The organism is Oceanobacillus sp. FSL W8-0428, assembly GCF_038004405.1.
In the GTDB taxonomy this organism is placed as follows: Bacteria; Bacillota; Bacilli; order Bacillales; family Amphibacillaceae; genus Oceanobacillus; species Oceanobacillus sojae.
This window is the reverse complement of the sequence record NZ_JBBORB010000001.1, coordinates 1,466,636-1,480,322: the sequence shown is the minus strand read 5'-3', so window position 1 is coordinate 1,480,322 and position 13,687 is coordinate 1,466,636. Positions and strand designations below refer to the sequence as shown.

Here is a 13,687-nt window from a genome sequence, read left to right as displayed (position 1 = left end):
TTTAGCTACAGCTTTGTTTGATAAATTGCATCTGCTACTTTAGCTGCTTCCAGGTTGGTTTTCACATCATGTACACGAACAATGCGTGCACCTTTGGCAATTCCAATTATTGTTGTCGCCGCTGTTCCAATATCTCTTTTATCTGCAGGAACATCTAAAATATCGCCTATAAATCTTTTTCGAGAGGCTGCCAAAAGCAGCGGATAACCGAATGATGTTAATTCTTGAAGTTCTTTAATTATATATTGATTCTGTTCCATCGTTTTTGCAAACCCAATACCCGGGTCGAGAATAATCTGGCTGTCCTCTACACCTGCATCTTTAGCAATCGTTATACTCTCAAGTAAATCTGATTTTAAGTCCTGAATAAAGTCCCTATAATCCATACTTTTTCGATTATGCATCAATATAATCGGTACTTGATAACGGGCAGCAATCTCTGCAATTTTCGGTTCTCTTTTCGCTCCCCAAATGTCATTTATGATAGAAGCACCAGCTTGTACAGCCTGCTCCGCTACAGAGGCCTTAAATGTATCCACTGAAATAGGGATTTGTAAGGACTCTTTTAAAGCCTCAATAACCGGGATAATCCTACCTGCCTCTTCTTCTGCACTGACAGGCGTATGTCCTGGGCGAGTAGATTCTCCCCCAATATCAATTATATCCGCTCCATCTGCCGCCATTTTTTTTCCTTGGGCAACTGCCTTTTCAATATTTGTATAATGCCCGCCGTCTGAGAAAGAATCAGGAGTGACATTTAATATTCCCATAATATGCGTGCGCTTAGTTAAGTCTAATTGAAATTCTTTTGCCTGTATCACTTATTTCGCCTCCTCTTCGCCGCCTAAAGAATGTGTTTATTCTTATATAGCATCGTATCAAATCAATCTCATCTATTCTACATCCTACCTTAAGACGTTAAAGAAAAAAAGTGGAAAGCGCTGGTTAAAAAAGATAAAAAAAGGAACCAGCCTTAAGATAGCTGATTCCTTTTTCATTTCGACTTTTAGTTTTCTTCATCAAATTGATAAAGAGCTGTAGAAAGGTAACGTTCTCCATTATCAGGAAGAATCGCCAGAACCTTTTTACCTTTACCTAATTCTTTTGCGACTTTCACTGCCGCTGCAACTGCTGCTCCTGAAGAAATACCACCCAGGATTCCATTTGTCGTAGCGACCTTTCGTGCTGCTTCAAAAGCTTCTTCATTTCCAATCTGCAGAACTTCATCATAAATGGATGTATCAAGTACTTCAGGTTTGAAGCCTGCTCCAATTCCCTGAATCTTATGCGGTCCAGGATTTCCGCCTGAAAGCACTGGTGAATCCTTTGGCTCCACAGCATAAATTTTAACACCATCGAAATTTTCCTTCAGCACTTTCCCAGCACCGGTAATTGTTCCGCCTGTTCCTATCCCGGAAACAAAAGCATCTAAACCGTCTGACATTTGTTCCACGATTTCTTTACCAGTTGTTTTTTCATGAATTTCCGGGTTAGCGGGATTGTTAAATTGCTGTGGCATAAAATAACCATTCTCTTCTTGCAATTCTTTCGCTTTAGCAATCGCACCCTTCATTCCTTCAGCTCCAGGAGTTAATACAAGCTTCGCTCCATAGGCTTTCAGTAAATTACGGCGTTCTTGACTCATCGTGTCAGGCATAACAAGAATTGCCTGATACCCCTTAGCAGTAGCAACCATTGCTAAACCAATTCCTGTATTACCACTGGTCGGTTCAATAATCGTATCCCCGGGCTTCAAACCTCCTGATTTCTCTGCAGCTTCGACCATTGCTGCTGCGATACGGTCCTTTACCGAACTTCCTGGGTTCATAAATTCTAATTTTACATATACATCTGCACTATTCTCGTCAGTAATATTATGGAGCTTTACAATAGGTGTTCCACCAATTAGACCTGCAATATTATTTGCAACTGTCATATAACCCCTCCTAATGCCAAGTATTTTTATATGATTTATATATAATGTATTTCTTTATTGAAAAAATGTCAATCCTAAAGGTTAAAAAAATGCCCATTTTTCTAATCTGAAGCAAATCCGAATTCATCATCTATTTCCATCTATATAAAAAAGCGGCCCATCATACTTCTATTTTGTATCATGACTCCGCTATTTACACATTTTTTATGATTGTTTAAGCTTTTTTAGCTCTTCTTCTGTAAAGATATAGCGCTCATTACAAAAATGACAGGTTGCTTCTGCTCCATGATCTTCATCAATCATTTTCTGGATTTCTTCATCACCTAATCCAATAATAGCATTCGCAAGTCTTTCTTTCGAACATTTGCATTGAAATTCTATCGGCATTTTCTCCAATATATTTACATTATCTTTATCAAACAATGTGTATAGAATCTCTTCAGGTGTCTTTCCTTCACGGATAAGTGAAGAAATAGCAGGGAAGGATTGGATACGGTCCTCTAACCGCTCAATAATCGCTTCATCTGCACCCGGCATAACTTGTACAATAAAACCGCCGGCAGCTAAAATACTCAAATCCGGATTGACGAGAACCCCTGCACCGACTGCTGACGGAACTTGCTCGGAAGTTGCAAAATAATATGTGAAATCTTCGCTTATCTCGCCGGATACAATAGGTGTCTCACCTGTAAAATAGTCTCTCATCCCTAAATCCTTGATAACACTGATATTTCCTTCTGTGCCGACTGCTCTGGCTACATCCAGCTTACCTTTTTCATTTAAATCAAAATCAACATGCGGATTTGTTACATATCCACGTACATGACCTTTTGCATCTCCGTCTGCAACAATAGCACCCATCGGTCCATTCCCCATTACTTTTACGGTAACAGAGTCATCTCCCTTCAGCATCGCTCCCATCATTGCTGTAACTGTAACTGTACGGCCAAGTGCAGCAGAAGCTGTTGCCCATGTGTCTTGTCTTCTGCGTGCTTCCTCCACTGTTTCTGTTGAGGAAATTGCATATGCACGAATCATGCCATTATATGTTGTAGCCTTAATTAAATAATCGTTCACAATCATCATTCCTCCATTTTATTGATAATACTTTTTATAAATGAGATACAGCCCATTCAACGTTAAATACGGCTCCACAGCATCTATTGTCTCTGATTCATGTGCAATCAGTTTAGACAAGCCGCCTGTTGCGATAACGGTAGGGTCTGTCCTTTTTTCCTGTTTAATCCGTTTTACCAAGCCATCAACCTGACCAATATAACCATAAAAGACACCGGATGTCATCGCCTCAACAGTAGAAGAACCAATAACCTGCTGGGGTTTTTGAATCTCGATTTTTGGCAGCTTTGAAGCTCTTGTATTTAATGCTTCCATTGAAATATTGACGCCTGGGGTAATAATTCCTCCAGCATATCTCGCTTCTTCATCAACGTAGCAATAGGTGGTAGCTGTACCAAAATCAATAATAATTAATGGTGCGCCGTATTTATGAATACCTGCTATTGCATTAACGATCCGGTCCGCTCCAATTTCAGACGGATTTGGATAATTCATCTTAATCATCTTGTCGTAGGATGTTTTTCCAATAACAACTGCTTCTAAATGAAAATAATCGCGGCTCATTTTCTCTAATGCAAACATAATAGGTGGTACTACAGAAGAAATAATCACCCCGGTAATGTCTTGGAAGCTTAACCCTTTATATTCAAATAATGAATGAATTAACATACCAAATTCATCTTCTGTTTTATAACGGTCTGTTTTTATACGCCAATCATGAATTAATGTATCATTATCAAAAACACCCAAGACTGTATTAGTATTCCCTACGTCAAGAACAAATAACATCTATCATCATACCTTCCTTCGTTTCTTAAGAAAACTCGGCAAACCAAGCCTTAAAAGCGTAGAATAAGTCACCTTCGTTGAGATCTGGGGCTGGGACTGGGACTGCGATTACCCGCCCCATCGAAGGGCTTTTGCGATTACTCGCCCCACCGAAAATCATTGTGGCTGCCCGCCCTATTAATTATTGCTGTATTTATGCAAACAGGAAACTTTCTTCTTTACCTAAAAATTAATATAACATACTTTTTTTAAGGAAAAACCAAAAAAGCATTACAACCATGCAAAAATCTTATTCAAACGCTCTTGAGACAATCGCTTCATAGTACAATTGAGAAGTTTACAGTGTCACGTACGCAAACACTCGCCTGTCTGCAAAAAAAAGAAGCAGCCTTTCCAATCTTAGGCTGCTTCATGTATATACTTCCCAACTTCTTAATTTTTACGATCTGAATCTGAGTTGTCCTCTGTATTTTCGTCAGAGTTATGCGTTTCTTTTTCCTCATAATCATTATTCATAATAGGATCGTTTATATAAGAATCGGATTTCTTTTCGGCTTTTTCTTTTGCTTCTTCAAAAGAAAGTCCTCTTTTTTCCTCATCATCTTCTTTTGATTGAATGCTTACCTTCAAATCATCTGAACCTTCTTCCGGTTCAGGAAGCTTTCCATCTTCAAAAAGAGATTTGATTTGTTTTGCATCCAGTGTTTCCACTTCTAATAATGTCTTAGCAATTAATTCTAACTGTGCTTTATGCTCTGTAAGAATTGTTTTTGCACGGTCATAACAGTAATTAATGAAATTCTGCATTTCCTGATCAATGTCGTGTGCAATTGCATCAGAATATGTTTGTTCATTTTGAATATCACGGCCAAGGAATACATTACCTCCACCGCCATTACTGAATTGAAGCGGACCAATCTTATCACTCATACCAAATTCGGTGATCATCTTATGCGCAATACCTGTCGCACGTTGGAAGTCATTGGAAGCTCCTGTGCTTACTTCACCAAAAATGATTTCTTCTGCGACACGTCCACCCAGTAAACCGGTAATCTTATCAAACAGCTCCGGTTTTGTCATGAAGTAGCGGTCTTCTCTTGGAAGCATTACCGCATAACCACCAGCTTGACCACGGGGAACAATGGTAACTTTGTGAACGACATCAGCATCATCTAAGACCATACCGATGACCGTATGACCACTCTCGTGATAGGCAACAATATTTCTTTCTTTTTCGGAAATAACTCTGCTCTTCTTCGCAGGTCCCGCAATAACACGGTCAATTGCTTCGTCAATATCTAACTGACCAATTTTCTTACGATCAGCACGAGCTGCAACTAACGCCGCTTCATTCAGCAAGTTCTCCAAATCGGCACCAGAGAATCCCGGAGTACGCATTGCAATTGTTTTTAAATCAACTGTATCTTCAAGCGGTTTATTTCTTGCATGTACTTCCAGAACAGCTTCACGTCCTTTCACATCTGGACGGTCTACCATGATTTGTCTATCAAAACGTCCTGGACGTAATAAAGCAGGGTCAAGTATATCAGCACGGTTCGTTGCAGCAATCATAATAATTCCTTCATTTGCTCCAAATCCGTCCATCTCAACCAATAGCTGGTTTAGTGTCTGTTCACGTTCATCATGTCCACCGCCTAGTCCTGCTCCACGCTGACGGCCGACTGCATCAATCTCATCAATAAAGATGATACACGGCGCATTTTTCTTCGCATTTTCAAATAAATCACGTACACGGGAGGCACCGACCCCTACAAACATTTCTACGAAGTCAGAACCACTGATGGAGAAGAATGGTGTTCCTGCTTCACCTGCGACTGCTTTCGCCAGTAATGTTTTACCTGTACCCGGAGGGCCGACAAGAAGGACACCTTTTGGGATACGTGCGCCTACCTGCGAGAATTTACGCGGATCTTTTAAAAATTCCACGACCTCAACAAGTTCTTGTTTCTCTTCATCAGCACCAGCGACATCTTTAAAGCGGACTTTTTTCTTATCTTCAGAGTACATTTTCGCCTTACTCTTACCGAAGTTCATAACACGGCCGCCACCGCCGCCGCCTTGTGCCTGACTAAGGATGAATAATAAGAATAGACCAATCAATAAGAATGGAATAATTCCAGTTAAGAATGTAAGCCAAGGACTAGGCTGTTCTTCTTCCTCTACCGTTAATTGACTTTGTTGGCTTGCTCTATTTGTAATTTGTGAGACAATTGCTTCATTATCCGGTACCTGAGCAACAAATTCTGTCTCATCATCGTCTGTTAACGTACCCGTCAAACGAATGATGCCATGTGACGGCTGAAAGGTCAGTTCCTTAATTTCACCATTATTTAAAGCATTCATAAATTGCTGTACATCATACTGCTCCTGATCTTCACTTGGTCCATTGAACACTCCGATTACTCCAATAATGATAATAAATAAGAGCATCCAGACGAAGACCTTACGAAATATCTGATTCATTGCTTACCTCCTCCCAAATGGGGAAAAACTATAGTAAATCGTATCATAGTAAAATCGCTTTATACAAATAATTTAACCATTTTTGACGAATTATTTTTTATGAAATGAAATATTGCAAAATTCCTAATCAAATCGTCTAGGATTATTCTTTAAAATACATGTAATGCTGCTTCTGAGAAAAGCTATATTTTCAGCAATCTCCACTGCAGCCTGTCCCAATTAAGCCACTGTCTTGCCCATTTTTAAATGTATTCATCATCCGCCATAAATTTCTGGTTTCAGAACACCAATATAAGAAAGATTTCGATATTTTTCTGCATAATCCAAACCATAGCCTACAACAAATTCATCCGGAACTTCAAAGCCGATAAGGTCCGCTTTGATATCTGCTGTTCTTCCGGCCGGTTTATCGAGAAGCGTCACGATTTTAATTGAGTTAGCTTTACGATATTTAAATAAATCCACTAAGTAGCTCAAGGTAAGTCCGCTATCAATGATATCTTCCACAATGATAATATCGCGGCCTTCTACTTTTGTATTCAAATCTTTTAGAATTTTCACCTCTCCTGTCGAGGATGTTCCGCCGTCATAACTGGACACATCCATAAAATCCATTTCCAGATGTGTTTCTGTATGACGAAGAATATCTGACATAAACGGCAACGCGCCTTTTAATACACCGATAGCCAGTGGAAACTTGCCCTTGTATTCCTCTGTTAATACAGCGCCAAGCTCCTTGCATTTCTCCTGAATCTCTTCCTCACTTACCAAAATCTTCTCAATCTCATCATGAATCGTTCCTTGCGCCATGTTTTCTCCTCCTAATTATCTTCTCGAACTATATTCCAGCTTTATATTCAATCCTTTACCATTCTGTGCAGTCTCTGCTTTTTTTAGACCGACAACCCAAAGGATGACTCCTTTATCATCCACTATAATTGGCCAATTATCCCGTAGACTTTTTGGTATTTTAGCGTTTATAAAAATATCCTTAAGCTTTTTTGAACCATTGAGTCCTCTGACAGACATACGATCTCCCGCTTTTCTTACTCGGATATGTAGTGGTAATGAAATAGAATCTGACGGAAAGACAAAAATAGCTTCATTCTCTGCCGGAGTTTCTTTGACCATTGATGCCTCGATCTTTGTTCCGTCCGACAGCAGCACTTCGCCCGGTACTGTCAATAAAGAGGAATGTGCTAACTTCGTGGATGGCTGATGACCAAATTGCAGATAAATTTGTCCATATATATTTGTCATTTGGAGCCGCAAGGGAAAATCCAAACTTGAGCTCCCATTCCGGCGCCTTAACAGGTCAAAAAAGTTTACTTCGTGGATATAGGATAGGTCTTTAGGTAAGGTTCCATATAGATAGTTTAATATTAGATGAAAGGCCCTTCTTTGTAAAGCCTGAGGAAGCTCTAAAAAAGCTTCTGCAGCAAAACAAATTTCCCGGTTATTTTCACGGAATTCCACTATTTTTTCTACCATTTCCGCAGCTTGTGCCTGCAAGTATTGTTCATCCTGTGATAACGTCTCGCTGAGGGTTTGTATTGTCTCATGAATACCCGGATTTTTCTCCTTCAGCAATGGCACGACATTTTTCCTGTAATAGTTTCTTGTATAAGCTTCATCTGCATTTGTTTTATCTACCCGATAGCTCAATTGATATTTTTCCAAATAAGCAAGAATATTATTCTTTGTCACACCTAATAAAGGACGGATGATTTCTCCGCCGGCAAAATTCCGCCGTACAGGAATCCCCTTTAAGGCATTGGATGTCCCAATTCTGGCCATCCGCATAACCAGCGTTTCAATCTGATCATCAGCATGATGTCCAAGGGCAAGTACATCTGCATTTTCTGCATGCATCAATTCTTGATAAACACTGTACCTTAATTCGCGTGCAGCAACCTCTTCACTAACGCTTTTTTCTTTTTGGTATTGCCTTACATCTACTGCTCTTGTCACACAGGGAATTTCCCAATCCCGACAAATTTCTTTAACGAACTGGCAATCTTCAGCAGATTCTTCGTTACGCAGCTGATGATCTACTGTTACTGCCACGAGATTTAAATCCCAATTGGAGGAAAGCTTTTTAAGAAAATGTAACAGAGCAATAGAATCTGGTCCTCCTGAAACTCCGACAAGAATCGTTGTATGCTTTTGAATTAATTGATGTCTCTGAATAAACGCATACACCTTCTGCTCCATCTCATTCTTCCTCCATCCGAATCCTCTGCCGCGTCATACGGTTATTCTAAATTAGAAAATAACCGTATTTTGACTACACTTCTATCATACTCCTTTTTAAGAAACGGTTCAAAAGAGAGGATGCCAAAAAAAGCATATTTTCATTTTTAAATATCCTCATTAAGGTAACAGCAGTGAAATAATCCAAAAAACAGAAGCAATCAGAGAGATGCTAAACGATTCTTTAACAGGGTAAGCTTTCTTTTGCTGTACCTTTTTACGATATTGACTGCGCCGGCGCTGTACCTGTTTTATTTTGTCCATAACTTCCGTTTTCATTTCTGCTGCTGTATGATACTTTCCTTTCAATGCTTTTCTTAAAATAGGGTGAAGTAATTGCAGGTCAGTTGCACGATACAGCTTTTTTTCCAACAATTTCTCTGAAGGCTCCCCTGTCATACGTTCAAACCGCCTCGGATAATAAATATGGAGAAACACCATCGCAACAGCAAACAAATCATAGCTTGGCTCTGCCTTACGCGTCCCCAAGCCCCAATACCCGCGATCAAAAAACTCAGTATACTCTTTAATAGACCGTCCCATCCTTGTTGTACCGCCTACATCCACCAATCGAATTCTAGGTGGATTCGATTCAACAAGAATATTGTCCGTTTTTAAATCACCAAAAGTCCAGCCAGCCTGATGAAGCTGGTCCAAATCCTCTAATAATTGAACCATCAATACGCCAACCCATTTCTTACCCCTCGCCTGAATAAACGCACCTAACGTTTGGCCCTCCATATATTCCATCACATAAAAGGAATACACTCTTCCATTCGGTGCTGTCCAATCGTCCACATCCAATAAAGAAGGCCCAAGGCGGTATCCTTGAACCTTTTTCAGCGCTTTGAGCACATTGACTTCCACTGTTACAGCTGCATCCTGTTCACTCATTTTCAAGGCAACAGGCCGTCCATTATACATGCAGAGATAAACAGATCCTATCGCACCCTGGCCAATTTTTCTGACTACGGTGTAGGATTTATAATGCCATTTTCCAGTCACTTTTTGCTGAGCATGTAAATTAATAGCCGGTTTCTTCAATGTCGAATGGTTCTTCATCCGAATTCCTCCGCAGCTGCTTTTTACTGAATTGGTACATCGCCGCACGTAATGCTGGTCCAGTTGGAGTTATTCCGCCGCTTGTCAGCTTTGGAAATACTTTAGAAATACCATCCAGCCTTGGCGACCAATCAAGTACAAGCTCAATATCACTCCGCCTGCCTGGAAAACGGTAAATACAAAAACGGTTTTTCCCGACACGTGCGTTTAAGCTCATCGATAAATCAAAAAGTGCTTCCTTCACCGTTTCTAATTTATCACGCATACTTGCGCTGCTATCGACGAGTACAACTACTTCCAAATCGCTCGTTTCACCTAAATCCTCAACAACTTCCATAATTTCACCGCGTTTTTCAGGATCCAGCTCTTCCATTGACTGATCTTTTCCTAAAATACTGCGCAGCTCTTTATTCACAAATCCCTGCAATGTTTGCGTCATAGCCTGCCTTGTTACCATCTGCACTGTTTGTGACAGGCGTTCACTATAGACAATTTGACTGACACCTCCGCCGGACACTGCTATATCCTCCACTTCCCGGAGCCCTTCCGGCTGTTCTGTCTGATCATCATCTAAAATACCAATTACATTTACGGTAATTCCCTGCTGGTTAGCTAAGCTGGCAACAACAGCAGGATCTTCACCTTTGTTAGAGCAGCCGTCTGTTAACAGCAGAATTTGTTTTAACGTTCCCGCATTCATTTGATGTATACCTCCCTCATCTTCCATTACCATCATCACCAAATAATACTTTCTGTATACATATATTTGATAGATTTGCTTAACGAGGATGTTCAAAAAGTCTCAAAATGATAAGCGGCGAATCTCTGCGTTGACGTGTCTTTGACCTTCTTGCTTCTAATTTAGCTACTTTTTGAACTCACACTTAAAGGAAGAGAGAGGGTTCTCTTTAAGTAAAACATCCGTTTATATATATATATAGATATTTCCCGCTCTACATAGAAAGAACCTTCCCATGATGAATTGGAACATTTGCCCACCTTGGTGTGTTTTTCTTTACCTTGGCAACCAATACTGTCATATCATCATTAATATCTCCTGATCTTGTCCGAATCACCTCTTCTAATAACAGATCAGCAATCTCTTGCGGATCCTCCGTGTCCATTTCTTTAATTTTACGTTTTATCCAAATATCGATATTCTCCACGTCTTTTGGCCCATCAAAAATTCCATCACTCATCATAATTAATAAATCATCCGGCTTTAGCTGTTCACTGACAATATCTACGTCAAACTCTTTAATAATCCCCATCGGAAGATTACTGGCCTCAATTTTCAGCATTGCGTTTCCTCTGCGGACAAAGCTCGGTGTCGAACCAATCTTTAAAAATTCTGCAGATGCGTTATGCAGATCAACGACTGCTAAATCAAGCGTTGCAAACATCTCATCAGTAGTACGCAAAGCGAGAATCGAATTGATGGTTTTGATGGCAACCTTCTCTCGTATCCCTGTCTGTAAAATTTGCTGCAATAAGCGCAATGTTTCTGTACTTTCTTCTTTCGCGCGTTTTCCATTCCCCATCCCATCACTGATAGCCATGGCAAACTTTCCTGCGCCAAGCTCAATGGTTGTAAAGCTGTCTCCAGATACAAGTCCACCTCCTTTTGCTGCATTTGCCGCTCCTGTCTCAATCGCAAAATCTCTTGCTGAGCCGAAAACGAAGTGGCTATATCCGTACGGGAAAGAGGAAATATCCTCCGTTTTCACCACAATCATTTCATCGAGCAGCTCTGAAAGAATAGGAGCAATCAGCTTTTCACCCTCTCCATGATATTCATAAAAGCTTGTTGTCAATTCAATATCTACATTTCCTTTTTCCAAGTGATAAATGTCTAGGCGGACTAATTCTATTCCCATCTGCTTTAAAGCATGGATAATTTGCGATTCCTGCAGCTCGTGGTGCTGCCGCTCCTTTAGTATTTCTTTAGCAAAATCATTCATTACTTCAGAAACACCCTGGAGCTGATCAGAAACTAAGCGCTTACTTTCTGTTACCTGCTGTCTGAGCTGTTGATTTGCTTCGTGAAAGCTCATTTCTGATCGCATTGCCTCCACCACCTGGCGTGATTTCACACAATGATTCTCAAAATCCTTCATAACATTCCGATTTGGATCCTGTCCGACAGTTATATCCTGCTTCATGTCCTCCATCAAAGAATAGGTTTTATCAAATTCCTTTTGCCAGCATTTATTCTTTAGAAAACACCCCTGGCATGTTTTTTCCGTCACCTGGCTTAAAAAGTAATCTGTATCTCTCTTCTCGTCCCTCTTTTCATCACTTAATGTCCTGTCTGTTACCGCAAAACTTTTTGAGAGTGCTTGAAAAACATCTGAAAATTGCTCCACTCGCTTTGCAGTAACGTTTCGAACCTTTTGTGAATACTGCTCTTGTTCATTTGTATATGCTTCTGTCCCCGGTATATAGCGGGCAATTTGCTCAAACCATGATGCCGGAGTAAGTATAAATAGCATCACTGCCATAAGCGATTCTATTAACGACGGCAATAAAGCAACATTTTCACCATAGACACCAATTAAGCCTGTCCCGATTAAGAGGCCAAGCGCCGTCCCTGCCTTCTTTCCCTCCTTCAATAATCCACCGAGTACTCCTGAAAAGGCAAGCAGACTCATTTGATAGAGGTTAGCAACATTGGCTAATGATAAAATCATTCCTGCTACAACACCGACAGTCGATCCGATTGCCGCTCCACCGACAAAAGCAAATACTAACACAAAATATCTTGAAAAGACCTGCTCTAAAGAGGCTCCATACACCTCCCAGCCAATGAATCCTGTTAATACAGAGGCAATAAGAATAATCAGACAGACAATTTCTTCACTTTTTAAAGCAGGTTTATACCGTTTTGGTGATAATAGCGGAATGCTTTGCATAAATATAAGTACAAGAATTGCTCCAAGTACTCCTTCTATGGCTAACATCATCCATTGGAAGGACGATATTGTATCCTGGATAGAATATAGAAACATTCTCGGCAGGCTGGTAGCTAAAAAAACCGTGACAGGCAGCATCCACTGCTGGTTTTTGATAGACTTTGTTGCTGCCGATATGAAAATAAATAAGATAAAAGCAAGAAAGATAAAAACAACATGCTGCATGGAATAAGTTAGTGCTCCTAAAATAACAGCAATCATAGACCGGAATGATTTATCACGATGGACAAGCCACATACTGGCAATAAACGCAACAGCAAATGGAGAAACCGCCTGCAGGATGACAGCCCGTCCTAATAAGAAACCGGTAATGTAAAATAACCAGCCTTGCGCGATCAATACATGATTAATCTTCGCCATAATTTGTTCTCTCCATTTTCTCTTTTTATGTGCTTTCTCGATTGCAATGCTTCCCGAATCCACCCTTGGAATTGAACCTATCATTTTATCCACTCCCATCTTTCCAACTAGTAAAACACAGGTTGTATTCTTTTTTTGTCAAAAAAACATGGCAGCTTCTAAAAATCGTTCGACTTAATTTTGGTAAGTTAACATCGTTTTACAAAAAGGGTGTATACCTGGCGAACAATAAATTTTTGTTTATAGTGATGGGAATACAGCTAATTTAAAGCTACTGTTTGATACATTTCCATCATTTAAAATCTGCGCAGCTTTTTAGATATTGCTTCATCATTTGTAGAAAAAGGTGGGAGAAAAGCTGTTCTTTTCTATAAGCTCGACAAGATAGGCGAGCCTTAAAAAAATAGAGCAGCAAACGTATTTTTTCAGATTGACCGCTATATATTCCGGGGCTTTTACAAATCAGTCTATAAAATATGCGTGGAAACTATTGACACTTTGTATTGTCTGTTGTATGATTTTTCTTGTTGGTTTTAATGGCGGCGTAGCTCAGCTGGCGAGAGCGTACGGTTCATACCCGTGAGGTCGTGGGTTCGATCCCCTCCGCCGCTATCCTGAAAAAAAGCTTATTTCCCTTACCGAGGAAATAAGTTTTTTTGTTATTATGCAACAGTATTATTGGAAGGGAATAATTACAAATGTTCTCAGTGGGTGCAAACTCTCACTTTAAGTATCATTTGATTTTATAAAATCA

Annotated in this window: 10 protein-coding genes and 1 tRNA gene; 1 reads left to right on the top strand and 10 read right to left on the bottom strand. The window is 40.0% G+C overall.

Annotated elements, in window-relative coordinates; genetic code table 11:
• Positions 1-5 precede the first annotated feature (5 nt).
• From folP to spoIIE, 10 genes are all read right to left on the bottom strand, one after another.
• The gene (gene folP, locus MKY30_RS06575; RefSeq protein ID WP_156988833.1) at positions 6-770 is read right to left on the bottom strand and encodes a dihydropteroate synthase; all 765 of its coding nucleotides are present in this window, start codon (positions 768-770) and stop codon (positions 6-8) included.
• A 236-nt stretch (positions 771-1,006) separates the two neighbouring features.
• Positions 1,007-1,936, bottom strand: coding sequence for a cysteine synthase A (gene cysK, locus MKY30_RS06570; protein WP_147212214.1), 930 nt, complete (start codon positions 1,934-1,936; stop codon positions 1,007-1,009).
• Between the two features lie 204 nt (positions 1,937-2,140).
• Complete coding sequence (hslO, locus tag MKY30_RS06565) at positions 2,141-3,013, bottom strand: Hsp33 family molecular chaperone HslO (RefSeq protein WP_281289864.1); 873 nt, start codon at positions 3,011-3,013, stop codon at positions 2,141-2,143.
• An 18-nt stretch (positions 3,014-3,031) separates the two neighbouring features.
• Positions 3,032-3,802: a type III pantothenate kinase gene (locus MKY30_RS06560; RefSeq protein WP_147212215.1), complete on the bottom strand. Its 771-nt coding sequence runs from the start codon at positions 3,800-3,802 to the stop codon at positions 3,032-3,034.
• Positions 3,803-4,234: 432 nt separating this feature from the next.
• Positions 4,235-6,286 carry an ATP-dependent zinc metalloprotease FtsH gene (ftsH, locus tag MKY30_RS06555; protein WP_147212216.1) on the bottom strand — a complete coding sequence of 684 codons (2,052 nt, stop codon included), beginning with the start codon at positions 6,284-6,286 and terminating at the stop codon, positions 4,235-4,237.
• A gap of 255 nt (positions 6,287-6,541) precedes the next feature.
• Complete coding sequence (gene hpt / locus MKY30_RS06550) at positions 6,542-7,096, bottom strand: hypoxanthine phosphoribosyltransferase (RefSeq protein ID WP_147212217.1); 555 nt, start codon at positions 7,094-7,096, stop codon at positions 6,542-6,544.
• A 15-nt stretch (positions 7,097-7,111) separates the two neighbouring features.
• Complete coding sequence (gene tilS, locus MKY30_RS06545) at positions 7,112-8,500, bottom strand: tRNA lysidine(34) synthetase TilS (protein ID WP_147212218.1); 1,389 nt, start codon at positions 8,498-8,500, stop codon at positions 7,112-7,114.
• A gap of 159 nt (positions 8,501-8,659) precedes the next feature.
• A complete protein-coding gene (locus MKY30_RS06540; RefSeq protein WP_341083182.1) occupies positions 8,660-9,601 on the bottom strand; it encodes a serine/threonine protein kinase in 942 nt (313 codons plus the stop codon).
• A complete protein-coding gene (locus MKY30_RS06535; protein WP_339283951.1) occupies positions 9,564-10,301 on the bottom strand; it encodes a hypothetical protein in 738 nt (245 codons plus the stop codon). Before MKY30_RS06535 ends, MKY30_RS06540 begins: the two co-directional genes overlap by 38 nt.
• A 253-nt stretch (positions 10,302-10,554) precedes the next feature.
• A complete protein-coding gene (spoIIE, locus tag MKY30_RS06530) occupies positions 10,555-13,017 on the bottom strand; it encodes a stage II sporulation protein E (protein ID WP_341083181.1) in 2,463 nt (820 codons plus the stop codon).
• A gap of 454 nt (positions 13,018-13,471) precedes the next feature.
• Between spoIIE and MKY30_RS06525 the strand changes: the two genes are divergently transcribed.
• Positions 13,472-13,545 (top strand) — tRNA-Met (locus tag MKY30_RS06525).
• The last annotated feature ends 142 nt before the right edge of the window (positions 13,546-13,687 follow it).